Genomic DNA, 21297 nt, shown 5'->3' with positions numbered 1-21297 from the left:
GGTCCGCCCCTTCCTTTTCCGGTGTGGGCCCCGGTCCCCACCGGCATCATAAGCCGAGGATCACACCAGGGGTCCGGTGAGAAACGTCCCGTTCTGGTCGTACGGCCAGGCATTGGAAACGCAGCCGTTCAGGCCCTTGATCTGCTGCATCATCACCGGAGCGGGCTTGCCGTCGCCGGGGCAGCCCATGTGCCGGCGGATGCCGATCTCGTGCCCGACCTCATGGTTGATGATCAGATGCCGGTACTCGGCGGGCGGCCCGTCGAACGTCGGCGAGCCCAGCATCCAGCGCCGCAGATTCACCACGACACCGTCGATGGTCTCGCAGTTCAGCTCGCCGCGCGTGTCGAGCCCCTCGGCGGCACAGAGCCGGTCCGCGGTGGTGGGTGTGGCGATCCTGATCACGAAATCGGCGTCCGAGGAGACCAGCTGGAAACGGCCCCGGCCGTGCGCCGCCCAGCCACGCGGGTGGGCGATGATCTTCTCGATCTCCTCGGCGGCCTGCTCGGCCGAGAGGTCGATGCCCTCCTCGACCTCCACCTGGTAGCGGCGCAGCGTGCCCGAGCCGGTCGGGGCGCCGGCGGCCTGCGCGACGGTGAAGGTCCCGGCGCCGGAGACAGGGACGTCGGCGGGCTTCTCGCTCGGTGACGGGGACGTCGAGGGCGTGGAGGACGCGGAGGGCCTGGAGGACGGGGAGGGACGGGGCTCACGCAGCCGGGACGCGGATACGGACGGCTCGGGGCCGGAATCGGACTCGGGACCGGCACCGGGACGGGGATCGCGCGAGGCTTCGGGCGACGTCAGCGGCGGGTCGTGGGGCTCGTCGGGTCCGACCGCCACCTCGACGGCGGACCGGTCGCCCTGCCAGTGCGCGAGCGCGGCACCGCCGCCGACGGAGAGGGCGGCGAGGCACGCGCCGAGCGCCAGTAAGGGGGCCAGTGCACGGCGGCGGGGGGCCGCGCTGCGGCGTACACGGCTCCGGCCGGCCCCTCGGGGGGCGGCGGCTCGCTTGCCCAAGACAGACCTCTCCCTGGTACGGGCCGGTGCTGGGGGGAGAGGCGAGGGGCCTCGTCACCGGTTGTGCATCCGTAGATCGTCAGTGTGTGCGATCGTAGCGGGCCGGTCCGTGCGGCCGCCGGAGAGACCGCGGCACAGTGGCAGACTGCACACATGACCACTCACAAGAACCTGCTGGACGGCCCGGATCCGACCTATCTGCCGGACCAGGAGGAGCCGTACCGGCGGCTCGGCGAAGAGTCCGCGGACCCGGCCGCGGTCGTCGCCGACTTCCCCACCTTCTCGCTCGCCTGGGCGATGCTCGCCGACGACGCCTTCGAGGCCGGGCGGGTGGTCGAGTCGTACGCGTACGCGCGCACCGGCTACCACCGTGGCCTCGACCAGCTCAGGCGCGCCGGGTGGAAGGGCCACGGCCCGATCCCGTGGAGCCACCAGCCCAACCGCGGCTTCCTGCGCTGCCTGGCGGCACTGGCCCGCGCGGCGGAGTCGATCAACGAGACCGAAGAGGCCCAGCGCTGCAGCCAGTTCCTGAAGGACAGCAGCACGGAGGCGTACGCCGAGCTGATGCGCTAGCGATCGGCCGCTCGGCGGGCGGCGCCGGCCACAGTGCCGACGCTGCCCACCGACCGCCGACCGTCGCAGCCCGCCGGGGCGCTGCGGAATGCCGTGACCAGCCGCCGCGGACGGCGGTGACGATGCTGGTCACGGCCGCTGCTGGTCACCGCCGGAGGTCTCCAACGGCGGTGAGACGACACCGCAGTTGATCCTGCACTCCGGTTGGCAGTGGGCCTCCTTGTCCTTCGGGGTGCGCACGGTCCACCAGGCGATCAGGGACCCCAGCACCAGCACGCCCGCACACATCGGCATCGCCCGCCGGAACGTCTCCCCGAATTCCTCGGCCGAGCGGTACGCCTCGGGGCCCATTCCCGCCAGTAGCGGCAGCGCCGCCACCGCGAGCAGGCCCGCGGCACGGGCCGCCGCGTTGTTGATGCCGCTCGCGATCCCCGCCCGCCCGGTGTCCACGGCCGCCAGCACCGTCGCGGTGAGCGGGGCGACCAGGGTCACCATGCCAAGGCTCAGGACCAGCAGCGCGGGCAGCACGTCCGTGAAGTACGAGGCGCCCTCACCTGCGCGCAGCATCAGCATCATCCCGGCCGCGCACAGCAAGGGGCCCACAGTGAGCGGGATACGCGGGCCGATCCTCTCCCCCAGTTCCCCCGACTTCGCCGACAGCAGCAGCATCAGCAGGGTGACCGGCAGCAGTGCGGTGCCCGCGCCGAGCGCCGAGTAGCCCACGACCACCTGGAGTTGCAGGGCGGCCAGGAAGAAGAACCCGCCGAAGGCTGCGTACACGCACAGCGTCACCAGGTTCACGGCCGTGAACTGGCGCAGCCTGAAGATCGACAGGGGCAGCATCGGATCGGGGCGCCGCCACTCGACGGCGACGAAGGCCGCCCCCGCCGCGATGCCCAGGGCCCCTGCCCACCACGACGACCCGATGAGTGCGTACGTCACCAGGCCCAGTGCCACCGCGCCGAGCACCGCGCCCAGCACATCGAAGCTGCCGGACGCCTGGGGGTCGCGCGACTCCGGGACATGCCGTAGCGCGACCGGGACGCACAGCGCGGCCAGCGGCACATTGAGCAGGAAAATCCAGCGCCAGCCCGCGCCGTCGACCAGCCAGCCGCCGAGGAACGGGCCGATCGCCGCGCCGATACCGCCGAATCCCGACCACAGGCCGACCGCGCGGGCCCGGTCGTCGGGGTGGAAACTCGCCTGGATCAGTGCCAGCGACCCCGGCGTGAGCAGCGCGCCACCGATGCCCTGGAGGGCACGGGCGGCCACCAGGACCCCGGCGTTGGGGGCCAGCCCGCACAGCAGCGAGCCGCTGGCGAACCAGACCACGCCCAGCACGAAGACCTTCCGGCGCCCGTAGCGGTCGCCGAGGGCCCCGCCCAGCAGAATCAGCGAGGCTAGCGTGAGCATGTAGGCGTTGACGGTCCATTGCAGGGCCGCCAGATCGGCGTCGAGGTCCTCGCCGATGCGAGGGAGCGCGACGTTGACGACGGTGGAGTCCAGCATCGCCATGCTGGACCCGAGCACTGTCGTCAGGACCACCCAGCGCCCGGTTGCCGATGAGAGCCGAGTACGTCCCGCGCTGCCCGGGCTGTCGTCCATACACGGATCATCCCAGCAGCCCGCCGCTCGGACGACCCGGTCACGCGCGCAACGGTCCGGCCGGCCGCTCAGGCGAGCCGTCGCAGGGCTCGGACCAGGGCGTCCGTGCCGCGCTCCGCCTTGTTGCGCGGGCAGCCGACATTGAGGCGTACGAACCCGGGGCAGCCGTACGTGGTACCCGGCATGATCGCGACCTTCTCGCGTTCGACGAGCTCCCGCTGGAGCGCCGCGTCGTCGATGCCGAGCGGCCGCAGATCGATCCAGGCGAGATACCCGGCCTGCGGCGGCCGCCATCCGAGCCCGGGAAAGGCGGCGGCCAGGCGGTCGGCGAGCATCCGCAGATTGCCCGCCACATAGGCGTTGAGTTGGTCCAGCCAGGGTCCGCCGTGCCGGTACGCGGCGATGTGCGCGGTCAGGGAGAGGACGGCGGGCGAGGCGAGTCCTTCCCCGGTCCGCATCCGCCGCAGGAACTCGGCGTGGTCGTCGCGGTCGCCGATGATGCCGTACGAACCGCTCAGCGCCGGGAAGTTGAAGGACTTGGTGGCCGAGGTGATCAACGCCCAGCGGCCGCTGCCGTACCGGGTCCAGGGCAGATGCTGGTTGCCGTCGTGCATGAAGTCGGCATGTATCTCGTCGCTGACGACGGCCACCTCGTGGCGTGCGGCCAGCGTGGCGATCTCCGTCAGCTCGTCGTGTGTCCACACCCTGCCGGTGGGGTTGTGGGGCGAGCAGAGGACCAGGACCGTGCTGTCACGGCGGGCGAGCTGCCGCTCCAGCGCCGCCATGTCACCGATGGGCGCACCACGCAGCTCCCGGTTCAGACCGCCGATCGCCTTGATGAAGCCGTCGTACGTGGGGGTGTGGACGACCACGCCGTCGCCGGGCGCGGACCACATCCGCAGCAGCTGCGAGAGCTGGTTGAGCACGGAGGGCCCGTACACGATCAGGTCGGTGTCGATCTCGGTGCGGTACCGGTCCGCGAACCAGTGGCGTATCGCCGAGAGGAAGTCCTCGTGCCGCCAGTCGGTGTAGCCGAAGACCCCGTGCGCGACCCTGCGCTGCAGGGCGTCCAGCACCTCGGGCGGAGAGGTGAAGTCCATGTCGGAGATGGTGAAGGGCAGCAGCCCCTCGACGCCGAAGCGGTCGGCGACCCCGTCCCACTGGATGCACCATGTCCCGCGCCGGTCGACCGGGGTGTCGAAGTCATGGTTCACGCTGATCCCCTCCCCGGGCACAGTGCGGGCCCGGCGCCCCGCGAAGGGGTGCCGGGCCCGATGCGTGCATCACGCCTACTTGAGCTTGGTGCCCTTGGAGCGCAGGGCCTCACAGGCCTGGGTGACACGCGCGGCCATGCCGGCCTCGGCCGCCTTGCCCCAGCTGCGCGGGTCGTAGACCTTCTTCGAACCGACCTCGCCGTCGACCTTCAGGACGCCGTCGTAGTTCTTGAACATGTGGTCCGCGACGGGACGGGTGAAGGCGTACTGGGTGTCGGTGTCGAGGTTCATCTTCACGACGCCGTTCTCCAGCGCCACGGCGATCTCCTCGGGCGTCGAGCCCGAGCCGCCGTGGAAGACGAAGTCGAACGGGTTGGGCTTGCCGTACTTGGCGGCCACGCCCTCCTGCAGGTCCTTGAGCAGCTCGGGGCGGAGCACGACATTGCCCGGCTTGTAGACGCCGTGGACGTTGCCGAAGGAGGCGGCCAGCAGGTAGCGGCCCCTCTCGCTCAGACCGAGCGCCTCGGCGGTGCGCAGCGCGTCGTCGACGGTCGTGTACAGCTCGTCGTTGATCTCGTGCGTGACGCCGTCCTCCTCGCCACCGGTCGGGGTGATCTCGACCTCGAGGATGATCTTGGCGGCGGCGGCCTGCTTCAGCAGCTCCTGGGCGATGTCCAGGTTGTCGGCGAGGGTCTCGGCCGAACCGTCCCACATGTGGGACTGGAACAGCGGGTTCTGGCCCTTGGCCACGCGCTCGGCGGAGATGGCGAGCAGCGGGCGTACAAAGCCGTCCAGCTTGTCCTTGGGGCAGTGGTCGGTGTGCAGCGCGACGGTGATGTCGTACTTCTCGGCAACGACGTGCGCGAACTCGGCCAGGGCGACCGCACCGGTGACCATGTCCTTCTTGTACTGGCCACCCAGGAACTCGGCACCGCCGGTGGAAACCTGGATGATGCCGTCGCTCTCGGCCTCCGCGAAGCCACGCAGTGCAGCGTGCAGGGTCTGGGACGAGGTCACGTTGATGGCGGGGTAGGCGAACTTGCCTGCCTTCGCCCGGTCGAGCATCTCGTTGTAGACCTCGGGAGTCGCGATGGGCATGTGTCCGCTCCTTGTGATGTGCGGGTATGTGGTGCTGGCCCTGACCTGGGGGCGACGTCATCGTCGCGGCCTATCTTTCCAGACTCTCGGCCCGGGTCCACAGTGCCCGGGGTGCCCACATGCGCGAGGGGCGTCCCGTTTCACGTGAAACACGACGCCCCTCGGTATCACCGCAGGTCAGAGCCCATAACACTGAGTCGGAGTCAGCGCTGGAACCACTCAGACGAGACCCAGCTCGTCCAGCGAGTACGCGTTGACGTACGGCAGCCCGGCCTCCGCGATCCTGGGGGCGGCGCCCCTCTCCACGATCACTGCGACCGCGACGACCTCACCGCCGGCCTCACGGACCGCCTCGACGGCGGTCAGCGGCGATCCACCCGTGGTCGACACGTCCTCGACGACCAGGCAGCGGCGGCCCTTCACGTCCGTGCCCTCGATCCGGCGCTGCATGCCGTGCGCCTTGCCCGCCTTACGGACGACAAAGGCGTCGAGCCGCTGCCCGCGGGCGGCGGAGGCGTGCAGCATCGAGGTCGCCACGGGGTCGGCGCCCAGCGTCAGACCACCCACGCAGTCGTAGTCCAGCTCGGCGGTGGCATCGAGCATCACCTGGCCGACCATCGGCGCGGCCTCGCCGTCCAGCGTGATCCGGCGCAGGTCGATGTACCAGTCGGCCTCGATACCCGAGGAGAGGGTCACCTTGCCGTGCACCACGGCCTTGTCCTTGATCTGCTGGAGCAGCTCAGCGCGTACGTCAGTCATGCCCATGAGCTTAGGTCCTGATCGGCCCCGACCGGCCGGACAGGGTCGAGGGACGGCGCCAGGTCCAGGTGGTCGTGACCTCCAGCGGGTCGATGGGGGTGACCAGCCGCGGGAGGGTGTTCAGGCCGTCGGGCGGCCCGGACTGCGGCTCCACGCAGACCGCCCCCTCCTGCTCGTCGTAGACCACGACCCACTCGGCACCACTGACGACGTTCAGTTCCAGCTGACCGGGCCAGGTGAGGGTGACATCCACACCGCCGGGCATACCGAAGCAGTCGTCCCAGGGACCGGGCTGCGCCGCGATGCGCTGCCCGGTCGGCAGCTGGTCCGCGCCGCGCTCCTCCTGCCACCCGGGCGTGAAGCCGATCCGCACATCCTCGCCGCTGCCCAGATTGCGCAGGAACCACGGATGCCAGCCGGCCTGCGCCGGGAAGGACGTGTCGTACGTTTCCACGCCCAGGGTGAGCGTCAGCGACTGCTCCGTCAGTGCGAAGGTCTGTGTGACGACTCCGGTGTACGGCCAGGGCTCGGCGAGGTGGTAGATGAAGGCCGCTTCGCTCTTGCCGGCCTGGGCGGTGCGCCACACGCTGTCCCGGCCGGTGCCGTGGATGGCGTGCGGCGGTGAGTTGAGCGGCAGTTGATGCTTCACCGCTCCGTTGCGGAACTGCCCGTCCCGGACCCGACCGCACCAGGGAACCATCGGGAACGAGCCGTACTTCTCGCCCTGCCGAAGCACTTCGGTGCCGCCGATACGCAGACTCCCGATACGGCAGCCGTTCTCCGGGTGCACGGTCAACTCGACGTCTGGGGCGGCCAGCCGGACGCTGTCATCGCTGCTACTCACACCATGACAGTAGCCCGGGTCGGCTACTTGCGTCGGCGCAGCACCCGGCCCACGACGACGGCGGACGCGAGCGCGAGCGCGGCGGCGGGGGCGATCCAGCGCAGAGTCGCACCGGCCGAGGTGGCGTCGGGTGCGGGAGTGGGTGCGTAACGTCCGCGCGGCGGGGCGTGGTCGACCTCCTCGGCGCTGCGTCCGATCATGGTGCGCCGTGCATGGGCGGCCTCGGCGGGCGGCTCGTCCTCCGGCTCGTCGTCCGCCAACTCGTCCGTCCCGTCGAGCCGGTCGATGTCGTCGAACTGCTCGTCGGCATCGGGTCCGAGCGAGGGCAGCGGGACGGGGGTCTCGAAGACGGAGGAGGTGGGGTCGGTGGAGTCGTCGCCGGCGGATCCGGCCGCACCGGGGTCGGACGGCGTGTCGGCGGCGCGGTCCGCGGCAGCGGCTTCGCCGGACTCGGGCGCGGAGGCCGTCGTATCGGCATCGGCACCAGCAGCGGCATCGTCCGGGCCGGAGGGCCCGGGTGCCGAGCCGTTGGAGCGTACGGTCCTCCCGGCCGATCCGGGGCCGGAGGCGGCGTCGGGCACGTCGGCGGACCCGTCCGCGGCGACGTCATCGCCGTCGACGGACCGGTCGGACCCGGTCGGCTCCGTCACCAAGGCGGCCGCCTCCGCGACGAGACGGTCGAGCAGGCGGCGTGCCGCGGAGGCCGCCGCATCCGGGGCGAGCTCGGCGAGGCGGCCCTCCGCGTGGGACGAGCCGGTGAAGCTCAGCGTCGTACCGCCTTCGGCCGGCTCCGGGCGGATCATCAGCGTCACCTTCACCGAGCCGGTGCCGCGCACCTCCGCGCCCTCGCCCTCGACCGCGAAGGCCTCGGCCCGCTCCGTGATGTGCAGCGCACCGCGGTAGGTGATGGTGTGCCCGCCGACTCGTACCTTGAGCCGGCCCGACAGCGGGCCGGCCGACGCATCCGCGTCCTGTTGGAGCCCTGGGACGCAGCGGGCGACCCGGGCGGGGTCCCGCAACAGCTGTCGGAGGGTCTCTGTCGCAACCGGAACGAACACCTCATGCTCCATGGAAGCCGAGCCTACTCAGCCCTGCCCTTCGCGTCTGCCTTTCACGCGGCGCTCAGTCCGTGTAACGCGGGTGGACCAGCGTCGACGGCGCCGGCGCACCCCGCGGCCGCGTGGCCTCCACGTCACGCGCGCCCTCGGCCAGCCCGTCGGCGGTCATAGAACGCAGCGGGGGGCGCGCGGGGTCGAGGCCGAGCCGCGGGGGGCGGTCGGTGGCGGCGACCAGGAAGCCCCAGCCGTCGGGCGCCGCGCGGGGTCCCCTCGAACCCTCCGGATCATGGCCCGGGACCTCATTGCCCCCTGCGGCTCCGGCGCGGTAGGCGCGGGGGTACAGCCCGGCCGCGCGCAGCGTCGCGTCGACCGTCCAGTACGTATGCGGCCGCGCGATGGCGGGCCCGGCGTGGACGACGAGCCGTCCGCGCGCCGCCAGCGCCCTCCGGGCCAGCCCGTAGAACTCCAGGGAGTAGAGCTTGGTGCTCTCGGTGAAGCCCGGGTCGGGCAGATCGGACACGATCACGTCGTACGCGCCGCGGGGCGCGAAACGCAGCCACGAGAACGCGTCCGCCGTGACGACCCGTACCCGGGGGTCGTCGTAGGCGTGGTCGTTCAGCGCGGCGAGCCCCGGGTCCCTACGCGCCAGCCGGACCACGCCCGCGTCCAGTTCGACCACGGTCACCGCCCGGACGCCTGCGCAGCGCAGTGCCTCGCGCGCGGCGAGCCCGTCGCCGCCGCCCAGGATCAGCACCCGCGCATGCGGTCCCCGCATCGCCGGATGGACGAGCGCCTCGTGGTAGCGGTGCTCGTCACGGCCCCGGACCTTGAGCCGCCCGTCCAGGAACAGATCCGGCGGCCCGGACCGGCGACCGGTGAGGACGACCTCCTGCACATCGGTGTGGACGGCCGAGCGCACATGGTCGCCGTAGACGGCCCGGCGCGCCGCCCGCTCGAAGTCGCCGGCGAGGACGGTCGCGAGCGCCAGCACCGCCAGCACCACCGCATTCACGACGAGCAGCAGCGCACGCGAACGCGCCGTCAGATCGCGGCGGAACAACCACAGCACGAGCGCCCCGCCCGCCACCGCGTTGACCGCCCCGGTCAGCAGCGCGCCGGTCAGTTGCCCGAGCCAGGGCAGCAGCAGAAACGGGAACGCGAGGCCGCCGACGAGCGCACCCACGTAGTCGGCGGCGAACAGATCGGCCACCGTGCCCTCGGCGTCCCGCCGTGAGATGCGCTGGATCAGGGACATCAGCAGCGGTATCTCCGCGCCGATCAGCACGCCGATGGCGAGCGAGAACCCCACCAGGACCAGCCGGGATTCGCCTATCCAGGCGAAGGCCGCGTACAGCACCATCGCCGAGCAGCCGCCGATCAGCGCGAGCGCCGCCTCCAGCATGCCGAAGCCGACGGCTGCCCGGCAGCGCAGCCGTTTGGCGAGCAGCGAGCCGATGCCCATCGCGAAGACCATCACGGACAGCACGACGGACGCCTGGGTGACCGAGTCGCCGATCAAGTACGAAGCGAGGGCGACCAGTTCGAGCTCGTACACCAGCCCGCATGCGGCACAGACGAAGACGGCCGCAAGGACGAGATAACGGCCGGCGTCGGGGCGCACGGGCAGCTGCGCACCGCCCTGGGGTGGGGGCGCCTGCGTCAGGGACGCCTGCGCGGAAGGGCGCGGCGGCGTCTGCGGTGACGTCCGCGGTGACGCCTGCTGCCGGTCGATCATCCCCGCAACGCTACGTCACGGATTCGAAGCCGATTGTCACCCACACGAGCTAACTACAGCGCGGCAGGCTGGGGGCGTCGCTCCGGGCGCGCGCCCTGCGCAAGCACCCCGACGCGGGTACGGGTGACCACCAGCTGACCCTCCTGGGGGTACGCGTGCCAGGTGCGCCACCGCACCTGACCCTCGCAGCGCTGCGCCAGCATCGCGGTGAACGCGTGCGGAGAGCCGGGGAACGTACCGGCGAGGCCCTGCGGATGGTCGGCGACCAGGGCCAGCAGCTCCTGGGCACGGCTGGCGAACGACCCCTGCGAGAGCGTCTCGACGCGTGCCGCGAACTCGTACTCCCAGTCGCCGAGCCGCTTGGCGACCCCGAGGGGCAGCGGTGTGCTGCTGCCCGGGATACAGGCGACGGTCTCCGAACAGGTACCCCGCGCCTCCTCGAGCAGCACCTGATGGGAGGCACCCAGGAGTCTCAACTGCAGTTTGGCGCCCGATAGTTCGAGATCGAGAACGGCCAGGGCGGGCAACGGCTCCCGGTCGAGCGCCCAGGCCAGGTCGTCGGCACGGGTATCGGTGTAGGCGGTTTTCAGGGTCGTGAGCATGGGTCGGCTCCGCAAACGCGCTTCGGCGGGTGGACACGTGGACCAAGGCACTCCGGAAGCGGAGCGCGGGAGGTGGGGGGTGGCCTGCTCGGGTCCACATGAGGTCCGAGGGCTGGATGAATCCAACAGGTTCCGACAGCGAGGGAATCATGAAGTACGCGGCGCCCACAGCGTTTTTACCCAATCTGGCGTGGTTTCCATCCCCTCGGGGGCCCAACGGTTCAACTGTTCAATGGAAAACGGGGTTGCGAAGTCAACACAACGATCAGTAGGACGCCCAACAAGAAGGCACCCGGCGGGAGTTCACCCGCCGGGCACCTTCACTTGTCACGGACCAGCTGCCCCGTGTCAGCTGCCTCCGCCACATCCACCGCCGCCGCAGGACGAGCCGCCTCCACAGGAGGACGAGCTGCTGCCGCAGGACGAGGAGCTCGCCCCGCCGTCACCGGCCCACCAGCTGCCGCCGCCCTCGGCGACGGCGCGCCGGCTCCGCTTGGTCGTCCTGACCTTCTTGCTGCTCTTGCCCTTCCGCGCACCGGCGCCGATCGCTACCGCCAGGATGAGCACCAGGGCAACGACCGCAATGCTGATCAACACCGACATCACTCCCACCGTCCTTCTCGTTCCCCCGAAGCGAGACCCCCGCGACGCCGCGTGACCGCTTCTGGCATGCGCGCTTCTTGCGTGTGAGGGGGATGCCCCTGGCCCGACGGGCCCAAAGCAGACTTGAGCAACTCCAGAGCTTCGGCACAGGATGGCACTCATGACAGGACGCGCTTCGGCACCCCGACCGCTGCTCAACCGCAGGCTCGCGCAGTTCGGCACGACGATCTTCGCCGAGATGTCGGCACTCGCCGTACGGACCGGGTCCATCAACCTGGGCCAGGGTTTCCCCGACACCGACGGTCCCGAGGAGATCAGGGAGGCAGCGGTACGGGCGCTGCGCGACGGCCGGGGCAACCAGTACCCGCCCGGCCCCGGCGTCCCCGAGCTGCGCGCCGCCGTCGCCGCCCACCAGCAGGGCCGCTACGGCCTGACGTACGACCCCGACACCGAGGTCCTGGTCACCGCCGGTGCGACCGAGGCGATCGCGGCCGCGCTGCTGGCCCTGGTGGAGCCGGGCGACGAGGTGATCGCGCTGGAGCCGTACTACGACTCGTACGCCGCGTGCATCGCGATGGCGGGCGGCGTACGGGTGCCGGTGACGCTGCGGCCGGGCGCCGGCACCGGCGGCGAAGCCGCGGAGCGGGGCTTCGGCCTGGATCTCGACGAGCTGCGGGACGCGGTCACCGACCGCACCCGGCTGATCCTGCTGAACACCCCGCACAATCCGACCGGCACCGTCCTGACCCCCGCCGAACTGGGCACGATCGCCGAACTCGCGGTCGAGCGCGATCTGCTGGTGATCACCGACGAGGTGTACGAGCATCTCGCCTTCGACGGCGAGCATGTGCCACTCGCGTCCTTCCCCGGGATGCGCGAGCGCACGGTCACGATCTCCTCGGCCGGAAAGACCTTCTCGTTCACGGGCTGGAAGGTCGGCTGGGTGACCGCGTCCCCGGAACTCGTCTCGGCGGTCCGCTCGGCGAAGCAGTTCCTGACCTACGTCTCGGCAGGGCCGTTCCAGTACGCGGTCGCCGAGGCACTGGCGCTGCCGCAGGAGTACTTCGACACGCTCCGCGATGATCTGCGCGCCAAGCGGGATCTGCTGAGCGCGGGCCTCGCGGCAGCCGGCTTCCGGGTGCACCGCCCGGCGGGCACGTACTTCGTCACCACCGACATCCGCCCGCTGGGCGAGGACGACGGCTTCGCCTTCTGCCGGGCGCTGCCCGAGCGGTGCGGTGTCGTCGCCATCCCGAACGCGGTCTTCTACGACCACCGTGAGCAGGGCGCGCCCTATGTACGGTTCGCGTTCTGCAAGCGCACCGAGGTGTTGGAGGACGCGGTCACCCGCCTCAAGTCCCTGGCGTCCTGACAAAAGGGCGCCCTGACAACAGACCGCGGGGGGCGGCGGTCACGATGACCATCGCCCCCGCGGACCGTGCTGCGCCGACGTCAGGCGTCGCCGGACGGCTTCTCGCCGTCGGGCTCGACGTCCACCGACTCCAGGCCGAACCGCTCCACGATCCAGCGGTCGAACTCGATCGCGGCGCGCACCCAGCTGACCGTGGAGGACACGAAGTGCTCCAGGCTGACGCCCGTGCCGATCAGCATCTGCGCCTCACCGATGAGGCGGAGGTTCGACTCGCTCCCCTCCTCCTCGTGGAGGTGGGTGTAGACCTTGGGCCACAGGGTGCGGCGGTTCCAGTCGTCGACCGCCTCGAGGAGTTTGATCTTGTCCTCGAGCGCATGCGGACGGTCGTAGAACGTGCGCACCGAGAAGACCTGCTGTTCGGCCTCGCCGCGGAACATGAAGTACGTGCGGAAGTCCTCCCACGGCGCCGCGAGGTCACCCTCGTCGTCGACGACGAACTTCAGCTCCATCTGCTCGAGGAGCTGCTTGACCAGGTCCTGGTCGGGGACGACGGGGCCCGCCGGTCCTGAGGCCTGAGGCTGGGGCTGGCCCCCGAAATTCGGAATCGAGGACGGGTCGATGCTCACCGTGTATTTCCCTTCGAACGGTTCCCGACATCCTCCCCCATGGCGGGCGGGGGCTGGCAACCCCCGCCCGGCGGGTCCGCTCTCGGCTTAGAGAGTCTTTCCGGTCGCCGTGCCCCTCACCGGTTCGACGATCAGACCGTCCTCGAAGCGGTCCACCCGCACTGTGTCGCCATCCGTGACCTCGCCCGCGAGAATCTCCTTCGCGAGCCGGTCCCCGATCGCCGTCTGGACCAGGCGGCGCAGCGGCCGTGCTCCGTACGCGGGGTCGTTGCCCTCGTCTGCGAGCCACTCCAGGGCCGCCGGGGTGATGTCCAGCGTAAGCCTGCGTTCGGCGAGGCGCTTCGCGAGCCGGTCGAGCTGGAGCCGGGCGATGTGCGCCAGCTCGTCGCGCGTCAGGGCCGAGAAGACCACGAGGTCGTCGAGCCGGTTGAGGAACTCCGGCTTGAAGGACGCCCGGACCACCTTCAGGACCTGCTGCTTCTTCTCCTCCTCGCTGGTCAGCGGTTCGACCAGGTACTGGCTGCCCAGGTTCGAGGTCAGGATCAGGATGGTGTTGCGGAAGTCGACCGTCCGGCCCTGCCCGTCGGTGAGCCGCCCGTCGTCGAGGACCTGCAGCAGGATGTCGAAGACCTCGGGGTGCGCCTTCTCCACCTCGTCCAGCAGCACCACGCTGTACGGGCGGCGGCGCACGGCCTCGGTGAGCTGGCCGCCCTCCTCGTAGCCGACGTAGCCGGGAGGTGCGCCGACCAGGCGGGCGACCGAGTGCTTCTCGCCGTACTCGCTCATGTCGATACGGACCATCGCCCGCTCGTCGTCGAACAGGAAGTCGGCGAGCGCCTTCGCCAGCTCGGTCTTGCCGACACCGGTCGGGCCGAGGAAGAGGAACGAGCCGGTGGGCCGGTCCGGGTCGGCGATTCCCGCCCGCGTCCTGCGGACCGCGTCCGACACCGCCTGCACGGCCTCGCTCTGCCCGATCAGCCGCTTGCCGAGCTCCTGCTCCATGCGCAGCAGCTTCTGGGTCTCGCCCTCGAGCAGCCGCCCGGCCGGGATACCGGTCCAGGAGCCGACCACGTCCGCGATGTCGTCGGGGCCGACCTCCTCCTTGACCATCGTGTCCTTGGCGGCCTCGTGCTCGGCCTCTTCCTCGGCCGCCGCCTCCAGCTCCCGCTCCACGCCGGGGATCTCCCCGTACAGCAGCTTGGACGCGGTGTCGAAGTCGCCGTCGCGCTGGGCCCGCTCGGCCCGGCCGCGCAGTTCGTCGAGCTGTTCCTTCAGCTCACCGACGCGGTTGAGGGACTGCTTCTCCTTCTCCCAGCGGGCGGTGAGACCACGCAGCTCCTCCTCCTTGTCGGCGAGGTCGCGACGCAGCTTCTCCAGGCGCTGCCGGGAGGCGGGGTCGGACTCGTTGTTGAGCGCCAGCTCCTCCATCCGCAGCCGGTCGACGACGCGCTGCAGCTCGTCGATCTCCACAGGGGACGAGTCGATCTCCATCCGGAGCCGGGAGGCCGCCTCGTCGACGAGGTCGATGGCCTTGTCCGGGAGGAAGCGTGAGGTGATGTACCGGTCGGAGAGGGTGGCGGCGGCCACCAGCGCCGAGTCGTTGATCTGCACCTTGTGGTGGGCCTCGTAGCGGCCCTTGAGCCCCCGCAGGATCGCGATGGTGTCCTCGACCGTCGGCTCGGCGACGAGCACCTGCTGGAAGCGGCGCTCCAGGGCGGCGTCCTTCTCGATCCGCTCGCGGTACTCGTCGAGGGTCGTCGCTCCGACCATCCGCAGCTCGCCGCGGGCCAGCATCGGCTTGAGCATGTTGCCGGCGTCCATCGCGGAGTCGCCGCCCGCACCCGCGCCCACGACGGTGTGCAGCTCGTCGATGAAGGTGATGATCTGGCCTTCGCTGTCCTTGATCTCGGACAGCACGGTCTTCAGCCGCTCCTCGAACTCACCGCGGTACTTGGCGCCCGCGACCATCGCGCCGAGATCGAGCGAGACCAGTCGCTTGTTGCGCAGCGACTCGGGCACGTCGCCCTTCACGATGCGCTGGGCGAGGCCCTCGACGACGGCGGTCTTGCCGACGCCCGGCTCACCGATCAGCACCGGGTTGTTCTTCGTACGCCGCGACAGCACCTGGACGACCCGGCGGATCTCCTGGTCCCGGCCGATGACCGGATCCAGCCTGCCCTCGCGGGCCGCGGCCGTGAAGTCCGTCCCGAACTTCTCCAGCGCCTTGTACTGCCCCTCGGGATCCGCTGTGGTCACCCGGCGCCCTCCCCTCGTCTTCTCGAACGCGTCCAGCAGCTTCCTGGCCGTGGCCCCCTGCCCGGCCAGCACCTCCCCGGCCTGGCCGCCCTTGGCGGCGATACCGATGAGCAGGTGCTCGGTGGAGAGGTAGTCGTCGCCGAGCTCCTTGGCCCGCCGCCCGGCGTCGGCGATGACGGCGAGCATGTCGCGGTTGGGCTGCGGCGGCGCGACGGTGGAACCTGTGACGCTCGGCAGGGCGGCGAGCAGCCGCTCCGTCCCGGACCGTACGGCGGCCTGGTCGGCCTCCACGGCGGCCAGCAGATCGGTGATGTTCTCGTTCTCCCGGCCGGCGAGGAGCGCGAGCAGCAGGTGCGCCGGGGTCAGATCGGCATGCCCGTCGGACACGGCCCGGCTGGTGGCGGCGTTGATCGCATCACGGCTCTTGTTGGTCAGCTCGGCGTCCACGTGGGCTCTCTCCTCCTTGGGGATGGGATCTTTTCCTCGACGCTGACTCATTCAACGTGCATAAAGTTGAGTCTATTGCACTCAGGGTGTCGACGGACAGAACACGAAGGTAGGTTCCGCTCATGGCGATCGACCCCCGCAACCCCGGCGCGTCCTATCTCGCGTTCTGGCGCGAGTACCACATGTGCACCCTGACCACACCGCGGCCGGACGGCAGTCCGCACGTCGTCGCCGTAGGGGTGACCTATGACCCCGAAGGGGGCGAGCGCGGCCTGGCCCGGGTGATCACCAACAAGCGCAGCCACAAGGTCGCCAACGTACTGGCCGCGGGCCCGGAGGGAGCACAGGTCGCCGTCTGCCAGGTGGACAAGGGGCGCTGGGCGACGCTGGAGGGCCGCGCACGGATCCGTACGGAGGCCGAGGTCGTCGCGGACGCGGTGAGCCGCTACGCGCAGCGGTACGGACGCACTCCGGCGCCCAATCCGGACCGGGTGGTCATCGAGATCGCCCTGACCCGGGCGATGGGCCGCGCGTAGCGCTCGAAACCGTACGCGGGCAGCACAACGGCGCCATCGTGTTTCAGGTCCACGATGGCGCCGTTGTGTGGGGGAAGCACCTGAGCGATTTGGAACGACGGGGGAACCGCTCAGGCACTGCGGGGGGTGGCGGTGGTGTCGGGCTCGACCAACTGGTGATCGCGCTGGTCGAGATTGACGAAAATCATTCCGTAACGGATGGCACAGCGGACGGGCTGCGGAGCACCCCGCGGCCGGCGAAGGCATCGGTAAGCGCGGACGTCCTCGTCCTCCTCGCGTGCCACGATGACGGGCTCTCCGAACAGGGTGACCATCAACGAGTCGCCACGGTGGGGGATTGCCGTGACGAGGTCGATGAAATGCCACCCCGAGCGGTAGGCCGTCGCCATCTCACGCCGGAAGACCCGGTCGTCCGGAGGAACGGTCACGCTGCCACGCCCGCGCCGACACTGTCCCAGCCACTGTCCGGCGGCGGAGCGATCGCCTGCACGCTGTCCCAACCGCTGTCCGGCGGGAAGTCCGCCAGGCCGAGTCCTATACCACTCAGGGCGCCGAACGCCACGGTCGCAGAGAAGACAGTGGCAAGCACCGAGCGAAGCATTCTCTCGCGCATAGTCGGCTTCGTCCTCACTTGATGGTTTCTTCTCCCCCGCATCACAGACCATGGCTCATTCAGGCATGTCAATGCCACAGGGACGATGCATCATGTTCCTGCACGTACAAGACCCTGGGGGGTGGAGAATTGCCGAATGTCGACACAAAACCGACACATCCCCATGCGGTCACCGAGTTGTGTCCGGAAGGGGCGCGACTCTATGTCAGTGCACTGAGCACCGGCCGGATCGCCCGAATCGACGCGGAAGCGGCGCCCTGCCTCCTCGAGTTCGCACTGCTGCACCCGGATCCCGACGACGCACAGTGGCTCCGTCCCGTTCCCCCGTCCGTCGCCCTGGCGCAAAGGCTGCACCCCATCGAGCGGGAGATCCTGGATCGTCGGCGTCTGTCCATCGAACTGACCGATGCTTTTGAGCCGTTCCTCGCGATCAGCGCCCAGAATCCGGCCAGCACGCATGCGATCACCGTGCTGGAGGGCTTCGACCGCATCAATGCCGCGCTCAACCTGGCCACCGCCGAGTGCCACACGGAGATGCTGACGATCCAGCCGGGCGGCGGACGCAGCGCGCATGTCCTCACCCAGGCCCTCGAACGGGACCGGCCGTTGATCGACCGCGGGGTCAGCATCCGCACGCTGTACCAGCACACGGTCAGGCACAGCCAGGGAACCCTCGCGTACGTCGAGCGCATATCCGCCGGCAAGGTGGAGATCCGCACGCTGGAGGAACTCATCGAGCGCCTGATCGTCTTCGACCGCACGGTCGCCTTCATCCCCGCCCGCGACGACCGGCGCGTGGCCCTGGAGCTGCGCCACCCGGGCCTGGTGGAGTACCTCATCAAGGTCTTCGAGCAGTTGTGGCGCCGGGCCGTGCCGCTGCTGGACGAGGTGCCCTACCACCCGACGCCGGACGGCATTTCGGGCGTCCAGCGCTCCATCGCCAAGCTCCTGATCGAGGGACACGTCGACGAGGCCATTGCCCGCCGGCTCGGTATGAACGTACGCACCTGCCGCGCGCACATCGCCAAACTGGCCGCGGCACTAGGCAGCGGCAGCCGTGCCCAACTCGGCTACCTCATCGCACAGTCCGGGATCCTCGGGCAGGACCACGAGTTCTCCACGAACAGCGGTCCCACCTGACCGGACGTCAGGACGGTGCGACAGTGGAGGTCTTCACGTAGCCCTGCGGAGAAAGATCCACATGAACGACACGGCCCCCACACCCGCCGCTCAACAGGACGACCTCTTCGGTGAGATCACCGTCCGGCCGGACAACCAGGAATCACTGGTGGTCGAGGGCGAGCGGATCCCCCGTATCGAGGTGCACCGCGCACCGGGGTCCCAGAAGGACGACCAGGTCGCGATCGGCACCCGCGACCCCCGGCACCTCACCATGACCGTCAACGGCGCCCAGGTGGCGCTCAGGCCCGCCAAGGGGCGCCTCAGCCGGCGCTCGTACCGCATCGAGGTGGAGTACGACGGGACCGTCTGGGTTCTGCTGCCGGACTCGATACCCGGCAGTCGGCTGACACGCGACGGCAGCCACCTCGGCGACTTCTCGTCGGAGGGGGACGGACGGGTGATCGCCGAGTGGCGTGCGGAGGCGGAGGTGCATCCGCTGGACGCGTCGGTGGGGTACGCGCTGGCGGCTGCGTTCGGTACGGGCGGACAGCCCGCCTGGATGATGGCGATCGACACGGTCGGCGCCATGCTCCCGTGACACGCAACGGTGACGGGCCGGGAGAGCGTGTGCTCTCCCGGCCCGTCACCGTACGGCTGTTGACTCACTCAGGGCGCTTGGGGCGCCACACCACCAGCGCGCCGGCCTGCTGCACATCCTGGTACGGCACAAGATCGCGCCGGTACGAGGCGTGCACCTGGGCCTCGCGCTGACGCATGGCGGCCGCCGCGCCGTCCACGGCCGCCGACAGCTCGGCGACCCGTTGCTGCAGCGCCGCGACCTGGTTCTCCAGCTCGATGATGCGCTTGATCCCGGCCAGGTTGATGCCTTCGGTCTGCGACAACTGCTGCACCGTACGCAGCAGTTCGATGTCGCGGGCCGAGTAGCGCCTGCCCCGGCCGGGCGTGCGGTCCGGGGAGACCAGACCCAGCCGGTCGTACTGGCGAAGGGTCTGCGGATGAAGTCCCGACAGCTGTGCGGCCACCGAGATGACGTACACCGGCGACTCGTCGGTCAGTTCATAAGGGTTGCGGCGCATCATGCTCCCTTCGCTGCCTGGAACAACTCGGCGCGGGGGTCCTCGTCCGCGGTGGCGTCGCGGTAGGCCTGCAGCGCTTCCTTCGCCTTGTCACTGAGCTCGGTCGGTACGGCCACCTCGACGGTGACCAGCAGGTCGCCGCGGCTGCCGTCCTTGCGGACCGCCCCCTTGCCGCGGGCGCGCATCGTGCGCCCGTTGGGCGTGCCGGCGGGCAGCTTCAGCGTGACCGGAGGCCCGCCGAGGGTGGGCACCTTCACCTCGCCGCCGAGCGCCGCCTCCACATAGGTGACGGGCACGGTGACCGTGAGGTTGTCCCCCTTGCGGCCGAAGACGGGGTGGGCGTCGACATGGACGACGACATACAGATCGCCGGCCGGTCCGCCGCGCTCGCCCGGTGCGCCCTTGCCGCGCAGCCGGATCCGCTGCCCGTCGAAGACACCCGCCGGGATGCGCACCTGCATGGTGCGCGAGGAGCGGGCGCGCCCGCTGCCCTTGCAGACCTCGCAGGGGTCCTGGGCGATCAGACCGCGGCCCTTGCAGTCCACGCACGGGTCGGTCAGCGAGAAGGATCCGCTGCCGCCGCGCGAGACCTGGCCGGTGCCGACACAGGTCGGGCACACACGCGGTGTGCCGTTCTTGTCCCCGGTGCCGGAACAGGTCTTGCAGGGGGCCTGGCTGGACATCCGCAGCGGGACCGTGGCCCCGTCGACGGCCTCGGTGAAGCTGAGCGTCACCTCGGACTCGATGTCCTGGCCGCGGCGCGGCTGGGTACGCGTACCAGGGCCGGCGCCGCGGTTGAACAGGCCGCCGAACACGTCCCCGAGGCCGCCGCCGAAGCCGCCGGCGCCACCCTGGCCCGCGCCCTGGGGGCCTCCGAAGAGGTCCCCCAGGTCGAAGTTGAAGTTGCCGCCGCCGGGACCGGCCCTGAAGCCGCCGTTGCCGAACAGGGCGCGCGCGTCGTCGTACTCCTTGCGCCGCTTGGGGTCGCCGAGGATGTCGTTGGCCTCGGAGATCTCCTTGAAGCGCTCCTCCGCCTTGGCGTCGCCCTTGTTGGCGTCCGGGTGGTTCTCGCGGGCGAGCTTCCGGTACGCCTTCTTGATCTCGGCCTCGGTGGCGTCCTTGGGGACGCCGAGGACCTTGTAGTAGTCCTTCTCGACGAAGTCCTTCGTGTTCATCGGCGTCCCTCCTCCCGGACGGTCACTCGTTCGGAGACCTCAGCGTCAGCCCTCGTCCGGGCCACCGCTCTCCTCGTCGTTCGCCTTCTCTTCCTTGGCGGCCGCGCCCGGCTGGGGCTCGGCCACCGCGACCCGCGCGGGGCGGATCGTGCGCTCGCCGATGCGGTACCCCGGCTGGAGCACCGCGACGCACGTTGTCTCGGTGACATCGGGCGCATACGAGTGCATCAGGGCCTCGTGGACGGTCGGGTCGAAGGGCTCGCCCTCCTTGCCGAACTGCTGCAGGCCCATCTTGGCGGCGGCCGTCTCGAGAGACTCGGCGACCGACTTGAACCCGCCCACCAGCTCCCCGTGATCCCGGGCGCGGCCGATGTCGTCGAGCACGGGCAGCAACTCGGTCAGCAGCGTCGCCGTGGCGATCTCCTTGACCGTGATCCTGTCGCGCTCCACGCGCCGACGGTAGTTCTGGTACTCGGCCTGGAGCCGCTGGAGGTCGCCCGTGCGCTCGTTGAGCGCGGTACGGACCTGGTCCAGCTGCGCCGTCAGACCGGCGATCTGTGCTGCGTCCCCTGCCCGGGCCGCCGGGCCCTCCTGCTGGGAGGACTCGGCGGACTCGGCGGCGTCGTCAGAGGTGGCGCCGGAGGGGACGTCGGGCTTCTCGTCGAAACCCGGGGTCTCCTCCGTCACGCGGCACCACCCTTTGCGTCCTTCTCGTCGTCCACGATCTCGGCGTCGACGACGTCGTCCGCGTTGTCGGCGGACTGGGCCTGGTCACCGGCGCCCGCAGCGGCGCCCTCGGGAGCGGCGTTCGCGTACAGCGCCTGGCCGAGCTTCTGGGAGACGGCCGCGACCTTCTCGGTGGCGGTGCGGATCTCGGCGGTGTCCTCGCCCTTGAGCTTCTCCTTCAGCTCGCCGAGCGCGGTCTCCACCTCGCTCTTCACATCG

At 70.4% G+C, this 21297-nt stretch carries 22 protein-coding genes and 1 pseudogene; 5 read left to right on the top strand and 18 right to left on the bottom strand.

Annotated elements, in window-relative coordinates:
- Positions 1 to 60: 60 nt before the first annotated feature.
- The gene (locus ACFYWI_RS26360) at positions 61 to 1017 is read right to left on the bottom strand and encodes a DUF3152 domain-containing protein (RefSeq protein WP_389237109.1); all 957 of its coding nucleotides are present in this window, start codon (positions 1015 to 1017) and stop codon (positions 61 to 63) included.
- Between the two features lie 153 nt (positions 1018 to 1170).
- On the opposite strand from ACFYWI_RS26360, the gene ACFYWI_RS26355 reads away from it, so the two are divergent.
- The gene (locus ACFYWI_RS26355) at positions 1171 to 1590 is read left to right on the top strand and encodes a DUF3151 domain-containing protein (RefSeq protein WP_389237108.1); all 420 of its coding nucleotides are present in this window, start codon (positions 1171 to 1173) and stop codon (positions 1588 to 1590) included.
- Positions 1591 to 1719: 129 nt separating this feature from the next.
- Here ACFYWI_RS26355 and ACFYWI_RS26350 read toward each other — a convergent pair whose 3' ends face one another.
- The 9 genes from ACFYWI_RS26350 to ACFYWI_RS26310 form a co-directional block, all read right to left on the bottom strand.
- On the bottom strand, positions 1720 to 3195 hold the full coding sequence (locus ACFYWI_RS26350; RefSeq protein ID WP_389237106.1) for an MFS transporter: 1476 nt from the start codon (positions 3193 to 3195) through the stop codon (positions 1720 to 1722).
- A 68-nt stretch (positions 3196 to 3263) separates the two neighbouring features.
- On the bottom strand, positions 3264 to 4409 hold the full coding sequence (locus tag ACFYWI_RS26345; protein WP_389237104.1) for a MalY/PatB family protein: 1146 nt from the start codon (positions 4407 to 4409) through the stop codon (positions 3264 to 3266).
- 75 nt (positions 4410 to 4484) lie between these two features.
- Positions 4485 to 5507, bottom strand: coding sequence for a class II fructose-bisphosphate aldolase (gene fbaA / locus ACFYWI_RS26340; RefSeq protein ID WP_389237102.1), 1023 nt, complete (start codon positions 5505 to 5507; stop codon positions 4485 to 4487).
- A 219-nt stretch (positions 5508 to 5726) separates the two neighbouring features.
- Positions 5727 to 6266 carry an orotate phosphoribosyltransferase gene (gene pyrE / locus ACFYWI_RS26335; protein WP_389237100.1) on the bottom strand — a complete coding sequence of 180 codons (540 nt, stop codon included), beginning with the start codon at positions 6264 to 6266 and terminating at the stop codon, positions 5727 to 5729.
- A 10-nt stretch (positions 6267 to 6276) separates the two neighbouring features.
- Complete coding sequence (locus tag ACFYWI_RS26330; RefSeq protein ID WP_389237098.1) at positions 6277 to 7110, bottom strand: aldose 1-epimerase; 834 nt, start codon at positions 7108 to 7110, stop codon at positions 6277 to 6279.
- Positions 7111 to 7133: 23 nt separating this feature from the next.
- The gene (locus tag ACFYWI_RS26325) at positions 7134 to 8180 is read right to left on the bottom strand and encodes an SRPBCC domain-containing protein (protein ID WP_389237096.1); all 1047 of its coding nucleotides are present in this window, start codon (positions 8178 to 8180) and stop codon (positions 7134 to 7136) included.
- A 52-nt stretch (positions 8181 to 8232) separates the two neighbouring features.
- A complete protein-coding gene (locus ACFYWI_RS26320) occupies positions 8233 to 9903 on the bottom strand; it encodes a polyamine aminopropyltransferase (RefSeq protein WP_389237094.1) in 1671 nt (556 codons plus the stop codon).
- A gap of 53 nt (positions 9904 to 9956) precedes the next feature.
- Entirely contained in the window at positions 9957 to 10505 is a 549-nt protein-coding gene (locus ACFYWI_RS26315; protein ID WP_389237092.1) for a DUF2617 family protein, read from the bottom strand.
- Positions 10506 to 10853: 348 nt separating this feature from the next.
- Positions 10854 to 11108, bottom strand: a complete 255-nt coding sequence (locus ACFYWI_RS26310; protein ID WP_389237090.1) for a hypothetical protein — start codon at positions 11106 to 11108, stop codon at positions 10854 to 10856.
- 160 nt (positions 11109 to 11268) lie between these two features.
- Between ACFYWI_RS26310 and ACFYWI_RS26305 the strand changes: the two genes are divergently transcribed.
- Positions 11269 to 12480: a pyridoxal phosphate-dependent aminotransferase gene (locus ACFYWI_RS26305; protein ID WP_389237088.1), complete on the top strand. Its 1212-nt coding sequence runs from the start codon at positions 11269 to 11271 to the stop codon at positions 12478 to 12480.
- A gap of 80 nt (positions 12481 to 12560) precedes the next feature.
- On the opposite strand, the gene ACFYWI_RS26300 is transcribed toward ACFYWI_RS26305, so the two are convergent.
- The gene (locus tag ACFYWI_RS26300; RefSeq protein WP_389237086.1) at positions 12561 to 13106 is read right to left on the bottom strand and encodes a YbjN domain-containing protein; all 546 of its coding nucleotides are present in this window, start codon (positions 13104 to 13106) and stop codon (positions 12561 to 12563) included.
- An 87-nt stretch (positions 13107 to 13193) separates the two neighbouring features.
- A complete protein-coding gene (gene clpB, locus ACFYWI_RS26295; protein ID WP_389237084.1) occupies positions 13194 to 15809 on the bottom strand; it encodes an ATP-dependent chaperone ClpB in 2616 nt (871 codons plus the stop codon).
- A 122-nt stretch (positions 15810 to 15931) separates the two neighbouring features.
- On the opposite strand from clpB, the gene ACFYWI_RS26290 reads away from it, so the two are divergent.
- The gene (locus ACFYWI_RS26290) at positions 15932 to 16345 is read left to right on the top strand and encodes a pyridoxamine 5'-phosphate oxidase family protein (protein WP_389237082.1); all 414 of its coding nucleotides are present in this window, start codon (positions 15932 to 15934) and stop codon (positions 16343 to 16345) included.
- A 110-nt stretch (positions 16346 to 16455) separates the two neighbouring features.
- Here ACFYWI_RS26290 and ACFYWI_RS26285 read toward each other — a convergent pair whose 3' ends face one another.
- Entirely contained in the window at positions 16456 to 16773 is a 318-nt protein-coding gene (locus ACFYWI_RS26285; protein WP_389237080.1) for a (2Fe-2S)-binding protein, read from the bottom strand.
- Positions 16770 to 16934 (bottom strand): hypothetical protein, encoded by a 165-nt coding sequence (locus ACFYWI_RS26280; protein WP_389237078.1) that lies wholly within the window; start codon positions 16932 to 16934, stop codon positions 16770 to 16772. The genes ACFYWI_RS26285 and ACFYWI_RS26280 overlap by 4 nt, the downstream gene beginning before the upstream one ends.
- Positions 16935 to 17087: 153 nt before the next feature.
- Here ACFYWI_RS26280 and ACFYWI_RS26275 point away from each other — a divergent pair, with 153 nt between their 5' ends.
- Positions 17088 to 18098, top strand: a complete 1011-nt coding sequence (locus ACFYWI_RS26275; RefSeq protein WP_389237076.1) for a helix-turn-helix transcriptional regulator — start codon at positions 17088 to 17090, stop codon at positions 18096 to 18098.
- A 61-nt stretch (positions 18099 to 18159) separates the two neighbouring features.
- A complete protein-coding gene (locus ACFYWI_RS26270) occupies positions 18160 to 18678 on the top strand; it encodes a hypothetical protein (protein ID WP_389237074.1) in 519 nt (172 codons plus the stop codon).
- 64 nt (positions 18679 to 18742) lie between these two features.
- Here the strand turns inward: ACFYWI_RS26270 and ACFYWI_RS26265 are convergent, their stop codons facing one another.
- From ACFYWI_RS26265 to dnaK, 4 genes and pseudogenes are all read right to left on the bottom strand, one after another.
- Positions 18743 to 19177, bottom strand: coding sequence for a heat shock protein transcriptional repressor HspR (locus ACFYWI_RS26265; protein WP_389237072.1), 435 nt, complete (start codon positions 19175 to 19177; stop codon positions 18743 to 18745).
- Positions 19177 to 20352, bottom strand: a complete 1176-nt coding sequence (gene dnaJ / locus ACFYWI_RS26260) for a molecular chaperone DnaJ (RefSeq protein ID WP_389237069.1) — start codon at positions 20350 to 20352, stop codon at positions 19177 to 19179. Before dnaJ ends, ACFYWI_RS26265 begins: the two co-directional genes overlap by 1 nt.
- A 45-nt stretch (positions 20353 to 20397) precedes the next feature.
- Positions 20398 to 21039 (bottom strand): nucleotide exchange factor GrpE, encoded by a 642-nt coding sequence (gene grpE / locus ACFYWI_RS26255; protein WP_389237067.1) that lies wholly within the window; start codon positions 21037 to 21039, stop codon positions 20398 to 20400.
- A pseudogene (gene dnaK, locus ACFYWI_RS26250) lies at positions 21036 to 21297 on the bottom strand (molecular chaperone DnaK); the annotation flags it as partial. The pseudogene dnaK and the gene grpE, both read right to left, overlap by 4 nt.

Source organism: Streptomyces sp. NPDC002889, assembly GCF_042888425.1.
GTDB lineage: Bacteria > Actinomycetota > Actinomycetes > Streptomycetales > Streptomycetaceae > Streptomyces.
The sequence above is the reverse complement of the archived record's forward strand: the minus strand, read 5'-3'. Positions and strand labels throughout refer to the sequence as shown.

Bases quoted from the DNA above. Each gene is read 5' to 3' on its own strand.
- ACFYWI_RS26290 (WP_389237082.1), top strand. From the start codon at position 15,932: ATGGCGATCGACCCCCGCAACCCCGGCGCGTCCTATCTCGCGTTCTGG.
- ACFYWI_RS26265 (WP_389237072.1), bottom strand. From the start codon at position 19,177: ATGCGCCGCAACCCTTATGAACTGACCGACGAGTCGCCGGTGTACGTC.
- fbaA (WP_389237102.1), bottom strand. From the start codon at position 5,507: ATGCCCATCGCGACTCCCGAGGTCTACAACGAGATGCTCGACCGGGCG.
- ACFYWI_RS26325 (WP_389237096.1), bottom strand. From the start codon at position 8,180: ATGGAGCATGAGGTGTTCGTTCCGGTTGCGACAGAGACCCTCCGACAG.
- ACFYWI_RS26350 (WP_389237106.1), bottom strand. From the start codon at position 3,195: ATGGACGACAGCCCGGGCAGCGCGGGACGTACTCGGCTCTCATCGGCA.
- ACFYWI_RS26315 (WP_389237092.1), bottom strand. From the start codon at position 10,505: ATGCTCACGACCCTGAAAACCGCCTACACCGATACCCGTGCCGACGAC.
- pyrE (WP_389237100.1), bottom strand. From the start codon at position 6,266: ATGACTGACGTACGCGCTGAGCTGCTCCAGCAGATCAAGGACAAGGCC.
- ACFYWI_RS26310 (WP_389237090.1), bottom strand. From the start codon at position 11,108: ATGTCGGTGTTGATCAGCATTGCGGTCGTTGCCCTGGTGCTCATCCTG.
- ACFYWI_RS26320 (WP_389237094.1), bottom strand. From the start codon at position 9,903: ATGATCGACCGGCAGCAGGCGTCACCGCGGACGTCACCGCAGACGCCG.
- ACFYWI_RS26270 (WP_389237074.1), top strand. From the start codon at position 18,160: ATGAACGACACGGCCCCCACACCCGCCGCTCAACAGGACGACCTCTTC.
- ACFYWI_RS26355 (WP_389237108.1), top strand. From the start codon at position 1,171: ATGACCACTCACAAGAACCTGCTGGACGGCCCGGATCCGACCTATCTG.
- ACFYWI_RS26305 (WP_389237088.1), top strand. From the start codon at position 11,269: ATGACAGGACGCGCTTCGGCACCCCGACCGCTGCTCAACCGCAGGCTC.
- dnaJ (WP_389237069.1), bottom strand. From the start codon at position 20,352: ATGAACACGAAGGACTTCGTCGAGAAGGACTACTACAAGGTCCTCGGC.